We start from the raw sequence: 18329 nt of genomic DNA on the forward strand, positions 1-18329 counted from the left end.
TTTGGGCAGCAGCCCTATTTTTCGTACTTTTAACATCCCGAGAATGAGCCGCAAGTATAGATTTTCCCTTATACAGAGGTCATTCATAATTCTTAATTCGTAATTCATAATTCTCCCGAATGCCAGTTTTTTCGCATTTACACACCCATACGCAGTACTCTCTGCTCGACGGCCAGGCCAGCATCAGCGCGCTCATGAAAAAGGCGCAGGCCGATGGCATGCCCGCCGTAGCCATGACAGACCACGGAAACATGTTCGCTGCCTTCAACTTTGTGGCAGAGGCGAACAAGTATAACGTGAAGCCAATCGTGGGCTGTGAGTTTTACCTGGTAAAAGACCGCCATCAGAAAACCTTTACCAAGGAGATGAAAGATGTGCGCCACCACCAGCTGCTGCTGGCCAAAGACCAAGATGGCTACCAGAACCTGGCGAAGCTGTGCTCACTTTCTTATATAGAAGGTGTGTATAGCAAGTGGCCGCGCATGGACAAAGAACTCCTTTTAAAGTATAGCAAAGGCCTGATTGCTACGAGTTGCTGCATTGGCGCAGAGGTACCACAAGCCATCCTCTGGAAAACTGAGGAAGAAGCAGAAGAAATCTTTAAGTGGTGGCTGGATGTGTTCGGGGAGGATTACTACATCGAAATACAGCGCCACGGCCTGATGAACATCGATGGCACAGGCAAGAGCCAGGAAGACATTAACCAGGTGCTGCTGAAGTGGGCGAAGAAGTATGATGTAAAGGTGATTTGTACCAACGACACCCACTACGTAGACCAGGACGACTGGAATGCGCACGACATCCTGCTTTGCGTGAACACCGGCGAGGACCAGTCGACACCCGTGGGGGACTTTGCCACGCGCTACTACCGCTTCCTTTCAGATGACCAGAAGGTGATTTACGACACGGTAGACAATGTCCGGAACAAGTACAGCAACAATGCTAGCGTACGGCAGATGCTGCAGCGCATTGATGAGGCTGGCCCAAAAACACGCTTTGGCTTCCCCAACGACCAGTTCTACTTCAAGACGCAGGCCGAGATGAACGAGCTGTTCAAGGACGTGCCGCAGGCGGTGGATAACACCAACGAGATTGTAGACAAGATTACGCCTCCCAAGCTGAAGCGCGATATCCTGCTGCCTAACTTCCCGATACCGCCGGAACATGCGGGTGCCGATGCTTACCTACGCCACCTTACTTACGTGGGTGCAAAAAAACGATACACCGATATCACGCCCGAAGTAGAAGAGCGCCTGGATTACGAGCTACGCATTGTGGAGACCATGGGCTTTGCCGGTTACTTCCTTATTGTGCAGGATTTCATTAACCATGGCCGCGATATGGGTGTATTTGTAGGGCCTGGTCGTGGTTCGGCGGCTGGCTCTGCGGTAGCCTACTGCATCGGTATCACCAACATCGACCCTATAAAATACAACCTGCTGTTTGAGCGATTCTTGAACCCGGAGCGTGTGTCGATGCCCGATATTGATATTGACTTTGACGACGTGAACCGCCAGCGCGTAATCGACTACGTGGTGGACAAGTATGGCAAAACGCAGGTAGCTCAAATCATCACCTTTGGTACGATGGCCGCTAAATCGTCTATCAAAGACGTGGCGCGCTCTACCTCTCTGCCGCTGGCCGATGCGAATGAGATGGCGAAGATGGTGCCGGACATGCCGGGTACTACGCTGGCAAAGGCCTTTATAGAAAACCTGGAGTTGGCCGCTATCCGCGAAGGAACCGACGCGCGTGCCGCCGTACTGAAGCTGGCCGAGAAGCTGGAAGGCTCCATCCGGAACACGGGTATACACGCAGCGGGTGTTATCATCGCCCCGGACGATATCACCAACTATATTCCGGTTTCTACCTCCAAAGACTCCGACCTGCTCGTGACGCAGTTTGATGGAAAGGTAATTGAAAGCGCAGGAATGTTGAAGATGGACTTCCTGGGCTTGAAAACGCTGACCATCATCAAAGATGCCATGGAGCTGATTAAGAAGAACCATGGCGTTGAGATTGACATCGACAATATTCCAATAGACGACGAGAAAACGTACCAGCTATACCAGCGCGGCGACACCATCGGTACGTTCCAGTTTGAGTCGGAGGGCATGCGCATGTACCTCAAGGACCTGCAGCCTACTAACATTGAAGATTTGATTGCCATGAACGCCCTTTACCGTCCGGGCCCGATGCAGTTCATCCCGAACTTCATTAACCGGAAGCACGGCAAAGAGGAAGTAGAGTACCCACATGAGCTGCTCGAGCCTATCCTGAACTACTCTTACGGTATTATGGTGTACCAGGAGCAGATTATGCAGACGGCCCAGGTTCTGGCGGGTTACTCTCTGGGTGGTGCCGACTTGCTGCGCCGCGCTATGGGTAAGAAGGACATGAAGAAGATGGCCGAGGAGCGTGAGAAGTTCATTGCCGGTGCCAAAGAGATTCACAACATCCCGTCTAAAAAGGCCTCCGAGGTTTTCGACGTGATGGAGAAGTTTGCCCAGTACGGCTTCAACCGCTCCCACTCCGCCGCCTATTCGGTGGTGGCTTACCAGACAGGTTACCTGAAAGCCCACTACCCTGCCGAGTACATGGCTGCCGTGCTCACCAACAACATGAACGACATCAAAAAGGTGACGTTCTTTATTGAGGAGTCACGCAAGCAAGGCGTACAGGTGCTGGGCCCGGACGTGAACGAATCCTTACTCAAGTTCAACGTGAACGAGCAGGGAAACATCCGTTTTGGCCTGGCTGCGATAAAAGGAACCGGTGAGTCTGCCGTGGATGCTATTATAGCGGAGCGGGAGAACGGCTTGTACCGGGATATCTTCGACTTCGCGAAGCGGGTGAACCTGCGTGCCGTGAACAAAAAGACCTTTGAAAGCCTGGCGCTGGCTGGCGGTTTTGATTCGTGGGACTTATACCACCGTGCCCAACTTGTAGAAGTGCCGGAAGGCGAAAGCATGAGCGTGCTGGAGAAGGCGGTGCGTTATGGCAACAATTATCAGGCAGAACTGCAGGCGGCGCAACAGTCGTTGTTTGGCGGTGGCGCTGCTGTGGCTGCCCCCATGCCAAAGATACCGGAAGTAGCCCACTGGACGCAGGCCGAGATGCTTCGCCGCGAGAAAGAGGTAGTTGGTTTCTACATGTCCGGACACCCGCTCGACCAGTTTAAGCTGGAGATAGACTCCTACTGCACCTGCCAGCTGAACAGAATCGAAGAATACAAAAACCGCGACGTGAACGTAGCCGGTATGGTGACGGACATTGTGATTCGCACCGCCCGAAACGGGAATCCGTTCGCGCTGTTCACGGTGGAAGATTATGACACGTCGATGCAGATGGCGCTTTTTGGAGAGGATTACGTCAAGTTCTCGCCTTACCTGAAGATGGGCTTATACCTGTTCATCAGGGGCAAGGTGCAGCTGCGCTACAAGTCTGAAGACCAGTGGGAGCTGAAACCGCAGAATATCCAACTGCTAGGCGATATTACTGATAAAATGGCGCAGGGCGTTCAACTCAACATCAACCTGCAGCACTTCACGCCAAACCTGGCAGAGGCGCTGGAAGGTGCCATTGTAGCGAGTCCGGGCCAGAAGCGCCTGGAAATTACCCTGCACGTACCGGAAGAAAAGCTGGCCCTGCCAATGTACTCCCGCAAGTACCGCATCGACCCAAAGCAGTTTTTGGCAACCATCAAGGATATGGGCGTGGGAGAGTGTAAGCTGATCTAGTTGATTTGAAGATTGGGAGATGTGGAGATGTGAAAATCTTCGCTGCTTCTTTAAAGTATTGAAAGGGGTATGCCGCTGCGGCATACCCCTTTCAATTTAAGATTCGCTTTCATACCTTAAACATTTTCAATCTAAACTTGTTGATACAAATTAAATAATACCCTGACGGGCCTCGCTACCGTAAGTATATACTGTAACGATTGCGAATGGCAGCTACAAAGCTTAATAGCAGGACAGCTTGTCAGGGTATTTGATTTTGGGCGGATATTTGCCAAACTTATAATTGTTACTATATTTAAACATAGAACTTAACACAACAAACCGTTAAAATTATGGCTAACAAAGCAATAGAAATCACAGACGCGAATTTTGATGAGATCATCAATTCAGATAAACCCGTATTAGTAGACTTTTGGGCAGAGTGGTGCGGACCGTGCCGCATGGTAGGTCCGATTGTAGAAGAATTGGCAGGCGAGTACGAAGGCAAAGCCGTTATCGGTAAAGTAGACGTAGACGCGAACCCGCAGACTTCTGCTAAATTCGGTATCCGCAGCATCCCGACACTTCTTGTTTTCAAGAATGGTGAGGTGGTAGACAAGCAGGTAGGCGCCGTTCCTAAGAATGTGCTGTCTCAGAAACTGGAGTCACAAATGGCGTAAGCTAAAAAATACCTATTCTAAGAAACAAAGAGAGGCTCTCCCGCTATGCAGGAGAGCCTCTCTTATTATACATCATTAACGTGAACTCGGGAATTAACCTTTGAAATCTACGTTTCAGAGACCTTCTACATCAACATTTAACTGCTTCTTCACCTATTCCAGGAGATTGAGCCTTAAAACACTGATAAACAACTAACTGCTTGTATTTGATTAGTAATTATAAACATGATTATGTAATTGAATAACAAATGATTAACCGCTGTTTAATTCCCGAGTTCACATATCATTACTATTCTTCATCATCGCTGTCTTTCATGATAACGCTGATTTGACCGCTGCGCTCTAGGTAGGCCGATTTGATTTTACTTAAGTCTGCTTCGGTACCTGATTTCCGAAGCGCCTCTTCTATATCATTTCTTGTTATGCTGTTTTTCCTCAGGGCATCCTGCTTCAAATCGCCATCCTCTACTAGTTTTATACGCTCTCCTTTAATAAGATCACCGAAGCCAAAATTAGAATGATAAGCCGCTGTGGCTAAGCCTTTATGCAGCAGCACCAATACAAAAGCGGCAACCAGCGTGGGGACAAAAGGAGAATTCCCAGTAATGGCCCTGCTGAGAACAGAACCGTAGATAATTCCCAGCACAATATCAAAAGCAGAGCTCTTTCCAAAAATACGGTGATTGCCTATGCGCAGAATCAGCAAAGCAGCGAAAAAAACAACAACCGCCCGCACTGACATCTGCCACCAGGTTAAATCATCTCCATGAATACCAAAAGCCAATTCTAAAAAACCTTCCATACACCCTCATCAAACGGAAGTTTTCCGGGAACGTTTTTCCTGTCTCAGCCAGCTTCACCGCAGTTGCAGAGGTTCTTATCAAGGTCATATAGCATCTCGTACGCTCTTTCCACCTCCTGCGTCAGGAGTCTCAGTTTCGAGTTATACTCCTGCACTTTCTGCAGTATCACCTCGCCCGTCTCCAGCTTATTCAACTGATCTAACGTTTCGATGCCGATGCCAAAAGCTTTGTTCTTTTCATGCATGCGGTTGATGTACTGGTCAGGGCTTTCGTTAGCAGAGGCAAAGGTCTGCAGGTTGTTTTGGATGCATAGTTGGCGCTTCAGGCATTTAAACACTGTTTGCTCTGCCACCTGGTTGAGCTCGTTCTTCTGCAGCAGGGCCTGCTGCAGCTTAAAGCTTTCGTAGCGTTTGTTATAGTCTGTCACTGCTTCCCGCACTTTGTCACGGCAGGTCTGGCACTTGCTATTCGTCGCTTTGTCAGAGAGGGTGTTGCGCTTTGGCAGGGTTACGTCTGTCGCTTCTGTTGTATTGAGCTGCGTCACCTCTCTGGCAAACACCTCATTGTACTGCTGGTCCTCCAGCTTTGTAATCAGCCTTACAATGGCTCCACCCTCTACCGAGGCAGACAGGAATTCCGGTTTTGGCAGTTCTACGGCATATAACCTGGTGAGAGCTGCTTCCCGTTTCTCTGGAGAATTCCATGCACTCGGGTCGTTCTCCAAGTCGCGGAGCGTGTTCACGAGCAGCTTGCCGTTCTTCAGGTTGTGGTCTGCCTCCAGGTACAGTTCTGCATTGTTCAGTATAGATGAATACTCTCTTCGGAAGACGTTCTGATAGGTGCTGTTCCCCTCAAACTCCTTTTCACGCACGTCAAATGTACCTTTCAGGCGCTTGTATTCCTGGATGATAGCAAACAGGTTCTTCGCATTTAGATCCGGGCTATTGTTGCGGTAGTTCAGACGGTACGTGTTCAGGTGCTGCCGCATCTCCGCAAAAATCTTCAGAAACTCCACGTAGAGCTTTTCGTGGCGGTACGTTTCATCGTTTACCAGTTTGTGCTCATAAGCATTCTGTATTTTCTGCTTTCGCTTCTCAATCAGGTCCAGCGTTACCTCGTCGCCGGTGAGCACATCCATTTTGTAAAGCGATTTATAATTGGCCACCACCATAAAAGGATAGTCGGTGTAGCCGATCACATCCTCCAGTTGCTTCCGGTCCAACTTGTTCGGGTTCTTCTGCAGGTAACTTGCCAGCTTTGCCGCTTTTATTGTCACCGTTTTTACTTCGCCGGGCACAAACACATAAATGCGCACCGAGTGCAGGCGTGTGTCAAAGTTCTGGCCCTCATACAGCCGGATGGTAGAGCTGAACTTGTACTCTTTGCGGTTGGCGCGGGCATTCAGAAGATTACCAAACTCCCCTATCAGCGACAAAACCGCCGTAGAGGGATTGGTGAGCCTGGAGATATTCACCAACTGGTTAGCTACGAGGTTAAACACCTGGTCACCGTCATTGTTGGTAACAGCTTTGGCATTTATCACCGCGTCGATACTGGAACTGGTGGAGGTTAAAGGCATTTTATCAATGATGCGCACCACCTCCTGATGGTCGCTTAACTGCGTCTTATATTCTTTACCGTCCTCGGTGATAGAGAAATTGTACAGGGGGTATACAATTTCGTCGTTTCCGAAGAGCTTCATGTTCTTGAGCTGCGCCGTGATGAAAAGGTTCTCCAGCCCTGTGTCATACTTCTTCTTTGGTTTGCGCACCCCGTGCTCCAGTTCGTTCAGCACACGGCTAAACCGGCTACCGTTGTAGAGGTAGATGTCGGTGGAGAGGTACTGCCACTCATCTGAAAACTGATAATCTTCGTTGTAGGTGTACCCAAGGCGGGTCTCAATGTTGCGCTGGGCGAAGGCCTGCTGGCAAAGCAGCAGCATCAGGAAAATATAGAGGAATCTTCTCATATTTGAGTTGTGTGACTTATGCTGTAGCTGCGACTATGGAGGTTTAGCGGTTGAGATGTCAAACGCTAAAATAGGAATATAAGTGCGTGAAAGAAGCGAAACATCAGGTAAATTTTTCGACGGAAATTTAACAGGCAGTGCCAGGGTATGCGGTGTTAGGAACTGCGTTACCGGCTGCTAAAAGCAAAGCAGCATGAAACGTAGCTTAAGCCACAAATGCTTAATCCTTCCGCCTGCTTCTAAACGCATCAGCTAACTGCCACGTATCAAAAATAAAGTCTGATACAAAGCTTATACCCCATCGATATGCTACAATTACTAGAAGAGTCTCAAGGTAATCTGGTTGCATTCCGTATTTCCGGCAATGTAGATAAAAACGACTATAACGTTATGCTCCCGGTGCTGGAAGACAAAATTCAGAAACATGGCAAAATAAAGGTCTATGCCGAGGTGCAGGATGTGGAGGCGTACTCATTGCGTGCCCTGTATGAAGATATAAAATTCGACCTAAAGCATGCCTCAGACTTCAGCAAAGCGGCTATTGTAGGAGACAATGACTGGATGGATTGGTTAGCAAAAGCAGCGCGTCCATTTACGAGTGCTGAAGTAAAGTATTTTAACTTTAGCCAGCGCCAGGAAGCCTGGGAATGGGTGCATGACGGTATTCCACCTGCAGGTGCCAGGGCACCAAGTCCAAAATCGCCTGCCTGAGCATAAGCCTTCTTAAGAAGAAGCAAGCATAACTACACGTTGGCGATCATTTGCTTACTGGTAAAAACACGCAGCAATGGCAGAGAGGTTGAAGTCAACTCTTATCAACCTCGTCCAGTAGCAAAGTCCTGAGCCTGCACTACTTTAGCTTACTCCTCCAGGCTTTTCAGATAAGCCATCGTTCTGGGTACCTGCGTATTCACCCGCGGGCTTTCGTCCTCGATAAAGTAATGCTTTATTCCTACTTTCTTTGCAGCCTTTAGTATAGCCGGAATGTCCAGCTGCCCCTCTCCCAGCGCCACGTCGTTCTCAACCGGTGTAAGCCCGGTGAAGTCCCCTTTCACGCCCTTTTTCAGGTCTTTCAGGTGCATGGTAGTCCAGCGGTCAGGGTACTTCAGCAGCAATTTGGCAGGGTCCTGCCCGCCATGGTAGGCCCACAGCATGTCCATGGTAAATGATACGTATTCCGGATTTGTGTTCTCAGCGATATAGTCGAAGAGGGTGCCGTTTTGGTAGGGCTTCATTTCATAACCGTGGGTGTGGTAGTTAAACGTGAGGCCGTTTTCCTGCAGCACCTTGCCCACACGGTTAAAGTCCGCCACCGCTTTTTGCGCGTCTTCTAACTTAAAGTTATCCTTCTCATGCGGTATCCAGGCTACCTGCACATACTTCGCTCCCAGGATTTTCGCTTTACGGGCAACTTCCTGCGGGTTTTCCATGAGTTGCTCATACCCCACACCAACCGAGGGGGCTGTCATGCCACGCACATCTAGCATCCGACGGAAAGCCTCCGGTTCCAGATCATACGTGTTCACTCCAACCTCAATTTCTGTTATACCTAAGCCCCGTATAGTATCCAACGTAGCCTCCACACCTTTCGGGAAGCTGAACCGATAGGTATAGGCCGCCATACCGGGGGTTTGAGGGAAAAGAGGTTTAGCCTTCTGGGCAAACACACTGTTATGGCCAATGAACAGGACGCATAACAGACTCACTAACAAGGGCAGCTTTTTCATATAGGTAAAGATATTTTGATGATTTATGTTGCTAATCACGTCAGGCATCAAATAGTTTTACGCTTCAAATGTTCCGCTTCTTAAGCTCACTCACCGCATAGTCCGCTGCGCGTGCTGTAAGCGCCATGTAAGTCAGCGACGGGTTTTGCGTAGAGGTGGAGGTCATGCAGGCGCCGTCTGTCACAAACACGTTTTCGCAGGCGTGCAGCTGGTTCCACTTGTTCAGCAGGGAAGTCTTCGGGTCTTTGCCCATGCGCGCACCCCCCATCTCGTGTATGTCTGCACCGGGCGCAGAATGGGTATCCACGGCATTGATGTTGGTGAAGCCTGCCAGCGTGAACATCTCCGTGAGCTGCTCCAGGTAATCCTGCACCATTTTATCGTCATTTTCGGTCCAGTCGCAGGAAGTGACCAGCTGCGGGATGCCGTAGGGGTCTTTTTCTGTGGCATGGAGCCGGATGTGGTTGCTTTCCCTCGGTATCACCTCGCCCTGCATCCAGGCACTGATGTGCCAGTTGCCCGGCGTCCTGTTCAAAAGGTTGGCCTTCAGATTGGCGCCTATCCCATCGGTACTTCGAGCTGTGCCGCGCCCACCACCCAGGCCTGTGGCATAGCCCCGCAAAAAGTCCGTCTCCTGCCTGTAAAGGTTTCGGAAACGGGGAATGTAGCTGTTATTTGGGGTGCGCCCATCAATGGTCACCTCCTGCAGGCCTTCATAAGAGGCGGAGATTTTGCCCCGGTAGTTATGCCAGGAGATATACTTGCCCAGCAAGCCATTGTCGTTGCCCAGGCCGTTCGGAAAGCGACTGGAGATGGAGTTCATTAAAATCAGGTTGGAGTTCAGCGCCGATCCGTTCACGAAAATCACGCTTGCGTAGAACTCCAGTACTTCCTTTGTATTGGCATCCACCACACGCACCCCCGAAGCTTTTCCTTTTTGCTCGTCATAAATAATAGAGTGTACCACGGAATGCGGGCGCAGCGTCATGTTGCCTGTTCTGGCCGCCCAGGGCAAGGTAGAAGCGTTGCTGCTGAAATACCCGCCAAATGGGCAGCCCCGGTTGCACATGGTGCGGTGCTGGCACTTTGCCCTGCCCTGCTGCAGGTGGATAGGCTGCGGCTCGGTGATGTGGGCACAACGCCCCTGAATGAGCTGTCGGTCTTTGTACTTGCTGGCGATGGTGCGCTGCAGGTGCGTTTCAATGCAGCTCAGTTCCGTGGCCGGCAGGAACTCCCCGTCCGGCAATTGTGGCAGCCCGTCTCTGTTACCGGAGATACCGGCAAACTTCTCTACGTAGCTATACCAGGGGGCAAGGTCAATATAGCGAATAGGCCAGTCTATGGCAAAACCGTCGCGGGCAGGCCCCTCAAAGTCAAAGTCGCTCCAGCGCTGCGTCTGCCGCGCCCACGTCAGCGACTTGCCTCCCACCTGATAGCCCCGGGTCCAGGTGAAGGGCTTTTCCTGCACAATAGGCTGCTCTGCATCCTTTACAAAGAAATGCATCGTTGCTTCGTCTACCTTGCCCTTTCTGGTGGCAAACTCCTTCTGCACCTCCAGCGATGGCCGGCCCCGGTGCTCCAGTTCCCAGGGATGTTTTGTGGCGGTGGGGTAGTCCTTTACATGCTGCACATCGCGTCCGCGCTCCAGCACCAGCGTTTTAAGGCCTTTCTCGCTTAGCTCCTTGGCTGCCCAGCCCCCACTGATGCCCGATCCAATCACGATGGCATCGTACGTCATTTTCTTTACTGCATCTATCGATAAGTTCGCCATATTCTTTTGAAGGGTTAAGCAGCTTTAGGAAGTGGAACGCAGCCGTAGTAGTGACCCGGAATCGGCGTATATCCCGTCAGGTTCGTCATGACGTACTCGGAAGTGGTGTAGCCGAAAATGGTGAGCTCCTTCACCAAAGAGAAGAACGCCTGCTGATCCTCCTTGTCTGATTGCTCCATCCCGGTGAGGATGTCGATGCGCCGGGCTTCAGGGAGGGCTGCAAAGGAGCTTTTGTATTCCTTTTGCGCAAGGGCTTCTACTGTATGAAGCCCTTTCACCAGGTTTTCCTGCACCTCTTTTTCATAGCAGTCTTTCACCATTTTTTGTACAAAGAGGTGCACGTTCAGGTCTTTTGCGCCCGGCGTGTCAGTTGCAGGGATGAAGGTGTCTACTACCTCAGCCAGCAGGCTCTCCTGGTCGGGCGATAAGTCGGGCTGCAGCGTTTGGGCTTTTGCCTTTTTGCTCCCTATGTCGCAGCCCGGGAGCAGGACCAAGCCAGCCATGGCCACCGCCATGTGTCTGATAACTACGCGTCTTTCCATAAGCGATCTCTTGCGCTGATAATTCGTTTTGCTGCCTGACTTAAGTTCAGGAAGCTATATCAAGTATAAGGAAACTGCTTTAAATCAGCAACTAATTGGAAGCATTCCGTGCCTTTTACTTCATTCTTCCTTATCTTGTGATTGCGTACTCACATTTGTTTACCTATTTCTTACCATGATACATTTGCAACAGGCATCAAAGTTCCTGCTTCGTTTTCTCTGCCTTTCAGGCATCACCCTGGGGACATATGCCTGCCTCAACCCAAAACAACAGATATCTGAAGAGGCCGCCCCCCCCCGGGTACTGGTTTTCTCCAAGACAAAAGGATGGAAACACACCTCCATTCCCCATGGCATTGCTGCCTTCCAGAAGCTGGGGCAGGAAAATAACTTCCGGGTAGACACGACCAAAAACGCCGCTTATTTTGTGGATGACAGCCTGCGGAATTATCAGGCTGTTGTCTTCCTGAGCACAACCGGGAACGTGCTGAACCCGGAGCAGGAGGCAGCCTTTGAGCGCTACATACAGGCAGGCGGTGGCTACATGGGCATCCATGCGGCGGCAGACACGGAGTACGACTGGCCCTGGTACGATAAACTGATGGGAGCTCATTTCTCCAGCCATCCGCTGAACCCCGGCGAGCGCAAGGCTACCGTGGAGATACTCGACAAGAACCATCCCTCCACGGCAGGCTTACCGGATAAATGGGAGCGCACCGATGAATGGTACAGCTACAAGTCCTTCTACCCCGGCCTTAAGGTGCTGGCTAACCTCGACGAAAACACCTATGAGGGTGGCACAAACGGGGCAAACCATCCGATTGCCTGGTACCACGAGTTTGATGGCGGCCGTGCTTTCTATACCGGCGGCGGCCATATGGATGAGAGCTATAGCGACTCTCTGTTTGTGAGTCACTTACTGGGTGGTCTTCAATATGCTATCGGTGATGGCAAGTTATTGGATTACAGCAAGTCGTATGCGAAGGTGGTGCCGGAGCAAAACCGCTTTATGAAAACGGTATTGGTAAACGATCTGAATGTGCCCATGGAATTAGCCGTTTCCGACGATGGAAGGATTTTCTACTCCGAGTTGAGTGGCAGCCTCTTCATGTACAATACTAAAACAGGTCAGAACAAGCTCCTGCACCAGTTTCCGGTGGTCAACAAAGGTGGTACCGGATTGATAGGCGTAACACTGGATCCGAACTTTGCTACAAATAACTTCATCTATTTATACTATTCCCCGCCAAAAGCAGAAGAACCTTATCTATTTAACCTCTCCCGCTTTAAAGTAAATGCGGATAATACCTTAGACCTGGCTTCGGAAAAGGTACTGCTGCAGGTTCCGGTTCAGGAGAACAGCGGTGCCCACCACGGCGGCTCACTGGCCTGGGACAAAGACGGCAACCTCTACCTTTCCACCGGCGACAGCACAACGCCTTTCCCGTCGGAGGGTTATGCACCCATAGATGAAAGGCCGGGCAAGGAATACTATAGCATGGATGCGCAGCGGTCTGCCTCCAACACCAACGACCTGAAAGGAAAAATCCTGCGCATTCACCCGGAACCGGATGGCACCTATACCATTCCGGAAGGCAACCTTTTCCCGAAAGGAATGGAGAAAACCCTGCCTGAAATATATGTAATGGGCACGCGTAATCCCTACCGTATTGCTGTGAATCCAAAAACATCTGTGCTGTATTGGGGAGAGATAGGCCCGGATGCCGGCAAAGACAGTATTCAAGGCCCAAGAGGGTATGATGAGTTTAACCAGGCGAAAAAGCCGGGTAATTACGGCTGGCCTTACTTTGTAGGCAATAACTACGCCTATGCCGACTGGGACTTTGCTTCTAAAACAGCTGGTCCTCTCTACGACCCGAAAGCGCCGGTCAACAACTCCCCTAATAACACAGGATTAACGAACCTGCCACCTGCCACGCCAGCCATGATCTGGTACCCTTACGCCGCTTCAAAGGAGTTTCCGGAGTTGGGCGTGGGAGGGCGAAGCGCCATGGCTGGTGCCTTTTATACTTTTGATCCTAATTCCACTTCAGCCAGTAAGTTCCCGGAGTACTACGACGGCAGCTTATTCCTGATGGAGTGGATGCGCAACTGGGTTGTGGCGGTACGCTTCGATGAGAACGAAAATTACCTGCGCAGCGAGCCCTTTATGACGGCAAACGGTGACTTCAGACGACCCATTGACATGGCCTTCGGCGAAGACGGCGTGATGTATATGCTGGAGTATGGCTCTGTATACGGAGCGGATAACGACGATGCCCGCTTAGTCAAGATCGAATACAACAGAGGCAACCGCGCACCCATCGCTAAAGCAACTGTAACAGACTCTGCTGCCGTGGCTGATATAAACAAGCGCGTGTTCCTGACCTCTGAAAGAGACCTGCCGGAAATACGCGAAGCAATCGGGCAGGCACCGCTGCGGGTGTTGTTCAGCAGCCGTGGCACCCGCGACTTTGACGAGGATGACAAGCTAACGTATGAGTGGCTGTTTGACGGCAAAACGGTTGGCTCCACCAAACCGAACCCGGTGCATACCTATACCCAAAACGGCATCTACAATGCTATCCTGAGAGTTACTGACACAAAGGGTCTGGTGAATACTGATACTATCAGGGTAAGCGTAGGCAATGCCATGCCGGTTGTCACTATCCAAACTCCTGGTAACAAATCCTTCTTTTGGGAAAACAAGCCTTTGCCATACACTGTGGCAGTAACAGATAAAGAAGATACCCAAATCGACCCAAAGCAACTTAAGGTATACTTTAACTACAACCCACAGCAGGGTAACAAATCTGCGGCACCTGTTATGGGGCATCAGGCCGTGCTCCCTGTCGAGTCGCTTTCCCTTGGCGAAAGCCTGATTGCCAGCAGCGACTGCAAGGCCTGCCACACGATTGACAAAGTTTCGGTGGGACCGTCCTACACAGCGGTGGCGCAACGTTATAAAGGCCAGGACGGTGCAGTAGCGACTTTGGCAAAAAAGATAATTGATGGCGGCGGCGGCAACTGGGGCAAGACCTATGTGATGAGTGCGCACCCACAACTAGCGCAGCAGGATGCGCAGGAAATGGTAAAATACATTTTATCTCTGAGCGACAAAAAGAAGGAGCAGACTATGTTGCCGACACAAGGCACTCTCACCCTGAAAGAGCATAAAGCAGACGAGCCAGCAGGCAGGTATACGCTCATGGCTGTTTATACTGATAAGGGGGGCAAGGAAGTTGGTCCGCTTACGAATTCTGATGTCATCACCCTTCGTAACGCAAAGGTAAAAACAGCGTTTGCCGATGCACACGTGGGTTTCCCGAGGTGGGGCAACAGCCTGAGCCAGGGCGATCATAAGTCTTATATCCTGCTCCGGAACATCGACCTGACGGGCATACAGCAGCTCACGTATGAATATGCCTCTCAAGACAAAGATGGTGAAATAGAAGTACGCATCGATTCTCAGGGTGGCCCCGTTATCAGCAGAACTCCCTACAAAGCCACCGGCTCCTGGGATAAAGCACAGAAAGTAACAGGCGATGTTACCACCCCCACCACCGGAAAACACGATGTATATTTTATAGTAGTAAAGCCTGATAAGCCTAATAATGACATCATTTCCCTCAGAACTATTGAGTTTAAAGAGGGAGCGTCTACTGTCCAGAATCCGTAGAGCACCAGAAAAATGATTGTCAATGAAAACACTAACAATGGCAGCTTATGTAAGATATCAGGTCAGCTTAGTGTCGTCGCCCTTTGAAGGGGATGAGGGAGATGACAGTCGGCTGAAGAATCAGAACTTTCGCACTTTTCTTTGAAATGCTTTCCTAAATGATTGTCTGCAGGTGTAATCATCCCCCTACCCCCTCCAAAGGGAAGGGGGACATTCGCGAAGACATTAATAATCCCCAAAAAGAAGCTCAATCCATATAAAAGAGAAGAGGACCTGTTTGCGCAGGTCCTCTTCTCTTTTACTTTAAACCAAAGCTATTAATCTTTATAAATGGCTACTTCTGATTTTCCTTTCTTCATGTAGCCACGGTACATGCCGGCTGAGTTGAAAGGCATGGCCACGTTACCATCTTTGTCTACGGCAATCACGCCGCCTTCCCCGCCACGCTCCACCAGCTTCTTCATCACCACTTCATCGGCTGCTTTCTTCAACGACAAGCCTTTGTAGTCCATCAGCGCCGCAATGTCGTGGGCCACTACCGAACGGATAAAGTACTCGCCATGGCCTGTGGCAGACACGGCACAAGTGTTGTTATCGGCATAAGTTCCTGCCCCGATAATTGGCACATCGCCTACGCGGCCGTAGCGCTTGTTAGTCATACCGCCCGTAGAGGTTGCCGCTGCCAGGTTGCCGTAGGCATCCAAGGCTACAGCTCCCACAGTACCGAATTTCTGACCCTCGATAAAGATGTTTTCCGTGCTGCCGGTGCCACCGCTGTGGTCTAGTTGCGTTTTCTCTTTGTCTCTGATTTGCTGCAATTGGTTAAAGCGCGTTTCGGTATGGAAGTAAGATGGTTCTACGATTTCCATTCCTTTCTCTTTCGCAAACTTCTCCGCTCCGTTGCCAATCATCATCACGTGCTCCGACTGCTCCATCACCGCACGGGCTGTGCTGATAGGATTCCGGATAGTGGTAACACTGGCTATGGCACCTGCATTCAGCGTTTTACCGTCCATGATGGCGGCATCCATCTCGTTTTTGCCTTCGTTCGTGAACACCGCGCCTTTACCGGCATTAAAGAGCGGCGAATCTTCCATCACGCGCACTGTGGCCTCAACGGCATCCAGGCTGCTGCCTCCCTTTTCCAAGATTGCATAGCCTGTTTTAAGCGCCTCGTTCAGTTTTTCCTTGTAGGCCTTCTCCTTTTCAGGTGTCATGTTGGCACGCGTAATGGTACCGGCACCACCGTGTATCACCAGCGTTATTTTACTGTAGTCAGGCTTAGACTGTGCCAGGCCCATATATCCGGCCAGCAGGAACAGGCACAGGAAGTATAGTTTCTTGTTCATAATTTGTTTTGATGTAAGGGTGATTTAAAAGTCCAGTTTGGAAGCTGCTCTTAAAGTTATACCATTTGATTGAGAAAGAAAAAACGTGAGGCGGTGCGGTAAAATTCCTCTTTTGTAAAAACAACAAATGTATGATTTGCCTCTTCCCACTTATCTTCGCATCATGACGTTGATAGACAAGATGGCCTGGATAGAGATCCAGGACAGGAAAATACTGAGCACACGCAGCAAAGGCAAAGACACCTACTACATACCCGGTGGCAAACGCGAAGCCGGTGAAACAGACCACCAGACACTTATTCGGGAAGTTGAAGAGGAACTGACAGTGCAGCTTCACCCGGAAACGCTGGAGTTTGTGCGGGTGTTCCAGGCACAGGCTCATGGGCATGCTGCTGGCATAGAAGTAAAGATGCAGTGCTACAAAGGCCGGTACAGCGGCACGATTACGGCCAACTCCGAAATAGAAAAAGTCATTTGGCTCACTTACCATGACCGGGACAAGGTATCGCCTGTGGATAAGCTTATCTTCGACTGGCTAAAGCAACAGGACCTGATTGACTGATTTAGCGCAAGCGTCCATGCCTCTCCTTCTCCGCCTGAAACACTGGCAGGCTTTTCTGCTGCTGTTTGTACTTCCTTTCCTGCTGCAGTATGGTGTGCCCAAACTGTTTGATGCTGCTGGGATAGCGCTGGGTTGAGTTGCAGCTTTGTTGATTGATGTGCTGCCTTCGGTGGCCTATGTTCTTTGGATGTGGCGGGTAGGATACCTTCTGTACCGTCGCCTGCCGGCACAGATAAAGATAAGCCCGGTATACCTGCACCTGGGAGCTACCTATTTTGTGCTGTACACGCTGCTGTTCCTTTACACGCTGGGCCTCGTGAAAGAGAGCGTACTGGAGGGCAACTTACCATACGGCATGCTGCTGCTCCTCGCGCCGATGCACCTGCTGGCTACTTTCTGCTTGCTGTACATTATATACTTTGCGGCAAGGTCGCTGGTGAGCGTGGAGCGGCAGCGGGTGGTATCAACCAGTGAGTTTACCGGTGCTTACCTGCTGTTTATGTTTCTGCCCATTGGCATCTGGTTTCTACAGCCCCGGCTTAACAAGCTTGAAAGCCTGCAGAGCTATAAACTGTTACGCTTTCGCTGTCAAAACATTAAAATAATTTAATTAAAAAATATATTACAGATAAAATATTCTATACAAGGCGCCGTTAACAAGCGAGAATAGCGAAAGGATTTTATATTTTTGCCACGATTGTTTAGCCTGCAGTCTAATAATTCATCATCTTTGTAGCGCTACTATTAAAAACCAACCAAACAACAATTAACTATTTAACATGAAATTCAATTTCTTCAAAGCGTCCCTTTCATTGGTGCTGTGCTCCTCACTAATGGCCTCTTGTGTATCATCCAAGAAGTACGAAGAACTCCAGGCAAGCAAAGAAGCGCTCGAGCGCGAGCAGGCTGCCTCTAAGCAAAAAGTAGACGAGTTGTCTACTTCCCTGAAAGACCGTGAGCAAAAGCTTGCTGAGATGGAGCGTGCCATGAACGAGCAGCAAAAAATCCTGGACAACCTGAAAAACGAGGTAAACACTGCACTGCAAGGCTTTAACCAAGGCGACCTGAGCGTAAGCATTAAAGACGGCAAAGTGTACGTGTCTATGTCTGACAAACTTTTGTTCGCTACTGGTAGCACCAAAGTAAACGCTGGTGGCAAAAAAGCAATAGACCAACTGGTGGATGTGCTGAAGAAAAACCAAGAGGTTGGTGTAATGGTAGAAGGCCACACAGATGACGTGAGTGTAGCAGGCGGCATGAAATACATGTCTGACAACTGGGACCTGAGCGTACTGCGTGCCACTGAAATCACCCGTATGATGACGCAGAAAGGACTGTCTCCTGACAGAGTAACACCAGCAGGACGTTCTTACTACATGCCGGTAGACACTGGCCGTACGCCAGAGGCAAAAGCGAAAAACCGTCGCACAGAAATTATCCTGACACCAGACTTCTCAGAAGTTTATAAAATCATAGGTCTTCAGTCTTAATCTGAATCCATAAACGATAGAAAAGCCGACACTTCTCT

The 18329-nt window shown here is 50.1% G+C and carries 13 protein-coding genes; 7 read left to right on the plus strand and 6 right to left on the minus strand.

Going from position 1 to position 18329, the window contains the following annotated elements; all coding sequences use genetic code 11:
- Positions 1 to 119: 119 nt before the first annotated feature.
- Positions 120 to 3740 carry a DNA polymerase III subunit alpha gene (dnaE, locus tag E1919_RS16435; RefSeq protein WP_162054502.1) on the plus strand — a complete coding sequence of 1207 codons (3621 nt, stop codon included), beginning with the start codon at positions 120 to 122 and terminating at the stop codon, positions 3738 to 3740.
- A gap of 332 nt (positions 3741 to 4072) precedes the next feature.
- Positions 4073 to 4399, plus strand: coding sequence for a thioredoxin (trxA, locus tag E1919_RS16440; protein ID WP_115563496.1), 327 nt, complete (start codon positions 4073 to 4075; stop codon positions 4397 to 4399).
- A 289-nt stretch (positions 4400 to 4688) separates the two neighbouring features.
- Here trxA and E1919_RS16445 read toward each other — a convergent pair whose 3' ends face one another.
- Positions 4689 to 5201 (minus strand): DUF421 domain-containing protein, encoded by a 513-nt coding sequence (locus E1919_RS16445; protein ID WP_237144526.1) that lies wholly within the window; start codon positions 5199 to 5201, stop codon positions 4689 to 4691.
- 44 nt (positions 5202 to 5245) lie between these two features.
- On the minus strand, positions 5246 to 7171 hold the full coding sequence (locus tag E1919_RS16450; RefSeq protein WP_162054503.1) for a hypothetical protein: 1926 nt from the start codon (positions 7169 to 7171) through the stop codon (positions 5246 to 5248).
- 306 nt (positions 7172 to 7477) lie between these two features.
- On the opposite strand from E1919_RS16450, the gene E1919_RS16455 reads away from it, so the two are divergent.
- The gene (locus E1919_RS16455) at positions 7478 to 7882 is read left to right on the plus strand and encodes a SpoIIAA family protein (protein ID WP_162054504.1); all 405 of its coding nucleotides are present in this window, start codon (positions 7478 to 7480) and stop codon (positions 7880 to 7882) included.
- 149 nt (positions 7883 to 8031) lie between these two features.
- Here the strand turns inward: E1919_RS16455 and E1919_RS16460 are convergent, their stop codons facing one another.
- The 3 genes from E1919_RS16460 to E1919_RS16470 all read right to left on the minus strand — a co-directional run bounded on the left by E1919_RS16460 (position 8032) and on the right by E1919_RS16470 (position 11211).
- A complete protein-coding gene (locus E1919_RS16460) occupies positions 8032 to 8898 on the minus strand; it encodes a sugar phosphate isomerase/epimerase family protein (RefSeq protein ID WP_162054505.1) in 867 nt (288 codons plus the stop codon).
- A 64-nt stretch (positions 8899 to 8962) separates the two neighbouring features.
- Positions 8963 to 10669: a GMC oxidoreductase gene (locus tag E1919_RS16465; RefSeq protein WP_162054506.1), complete on the minus strand. Its 1707-nt coding sequence runs from the start codon at positions 10667 to 10669 to the stop codon at positions 8963 to 8965.
- A gap of 14 nt (positions 10670 to 10683) precedes the next feature.
- Positions 10684 to 11211 (minus strand): gluconate 2-dehydrogenase subunit 3 family protein, encoded by a 528-nt coding sequence (locus E1919_RS16470; RefSeq protein ID WP_237144528.1) that lies wholly within the window; start codon positions 11209 to 11211, stop codon positions 10684 to 10686.
- A gap of 175 nt (positions 11212 to 11386) precedes the next feature.
- Here E1919_RS16470 and E1919_RS16475 point away from each other — a divergent pair, with 175 nt between their 5' ends.
- Complete coding sequence (locus E1919_RS16475; protein ID WP_162054507.1) at positions 11387 to 14890, plus strand: ThuA domain-containing protein; 3504 nt, start codon at positions 11387 to 11389, stop codon at positions 14888 to 14890.
- A gap of 317 nt (positions 14891 to 15207) precedes the next feature.
- Here E1919_RS16475 and E1919_RS16480 read toward each other — a convergent pair whose 3' ends face one another.
- A complete protein-coding gene (locus E1919_RS16480; RefSeq protein WP_162054508.1) occupies positions 15208 to 16239 on the minus strand; it encodes an isoaspartyl peptidase/L-asparaginase family protein in 1032 nt (343 codons plus the stop codon).
- A 127-nt stretch (positions 16240 to 16366) separates the two neighbouring features.
- Here E1919_RS16480 and E1919_RS16485 point away from each other — a divergent pair, with 127 nt between their 5' ends.
- The 3 genes from E1919_RS16485 to E1919_RS16495 all read left to right on the plus strand — a co-directional run bounded on the left by E1919_RS16485 (position 16367) and on the right by E1919_RS16495 (position 18291).
- A complete protein-coding gene (locus E1919_RS16485) occupies positions 16367 to 16801 on the plus strand; it encodes an NUDIX hydrolase (RefSeq protein WP_237144530.1) in 435 nt (144 codons plus the stop codon).
- Between the two features lie 145 nt (positions 16802 to 16946).
- Positions 16947 to 17411, plus strand: a complete 465-nt coding sequence (locus tag E1919_RS16490; protein WP_162054509.1) for a hypothetical protein — start codon at positions 16947 to 16949, stop codon at positions 17409 to 17411.
- Between the two features lie 169 nt (positions 17412 to 17580).
- Positions 17581 to 18291: an OmpA family protein gene (locus E1919_RS16495; RefSeq protein WP_162054510.1), complete on the plus strand. Its 711-nt coding sequence runs from the start codon at positions 17581 to 17583 to the stop codon at positions 18289 to 18291.
- Positions 18292 to 18329: the final 38 nt, after the last annotated feature.

Source organism: Pontibacter pamirensis, assembly GCF_010015475.1.
GTDB classification, from domain to species: Bacteria; Bacteroidota; Bacteroidia; order Cytophagales; family Hymenobacteraceae; genus Pontibacter; species Pontibacter pamirensis.

Excerpts from the sequence above, each read along its gene's own strand:
- dnaE (WP_162054502.1), top strand. The coding sequence starts at position 120 with ATGCCAGTTTTTTCGCATTTACACACCCATACGCAGTACTCTCTGCTC.
- trxA (WP_115563496.1), top strand. The coding sequence starts at position 4,073 with ATGGCTAACAAAGCAATAGAAATCACAGACGCGAATTTTGATGAGATC.
- E1919_RS16445 (WP_237144526.1), bottom strand. The coding sequence starts at position 5,201 with ATGGAAGGTTTTTTAGAATTGGCTTTTGGTATTCATGGAGATGATTTA.
- E1919_RS16450 (WP_162054503.1), bottom strand. The coding sequence starts at position 7,171 with ATGAGAAGATTCCTCTATATTTTCCTGATGCTGCTGCTTTGCCAGCAG.
- E1919_RS16455 (WP_162054504.1), top strand. The coding sequence starts at position 7,478 with ATGCTACAATTACTAGAAGAGTCTCAAGGTAATCTGGTTGCATTCCGT.
- E1919_RS16460 (WP_162054505.1), bottom strand. The coding sequence starts at position 8,898 with ATGAAAAAGCTGCCCTTGTTAGTGAGTCTGTTATGCGTCCTGTTCATT.
- E1919_RS16465 (WP_162054506.1), bottom strand. The coding sequence starts at position 10,669 with ATGGCGAACTTATCGATAGATGCAGTAAAGAAAATGACGTACGATGCC.
- E1919_RS16470 (WP_237144528.1), bottom strand. The coding sequence starts at position 11,211 with ATGGAAAGACGCGTAGTTATCAGACACATGGCGGTGGCCATGGCTGGC.
- E1919_RS16475 (WP_162054507.1), top strand. The coding sequence starts at position 11,387 with ATGATACATTTGCAACAGGCATCAAAGTTCCTGCTTCGTTTTCTCTGC.
- E1919_RS16480 (WP_162054508.1), bottom strand. The coding sequence starts at position 16,239 with ATGAACAAGAAACTATACTTCCTGTGCCTGTTCCTGCTGGCCGGATAT.
- E1919_RS16485 (WP_237144530.1), top strand. The coding sequence starts at position 16,367 with ATGTATGATTTGCCTCTTCCCACTTATCTTCGCATCATGACGTTGATA.
- E1919_RS16495 (WP_162054510.1), top strand. The coding sequence starts at position 17,581 with ATGAAATTCAATTTCTTCAAAGCGTCCCTTTCATTGGTGCTGTGCTCC.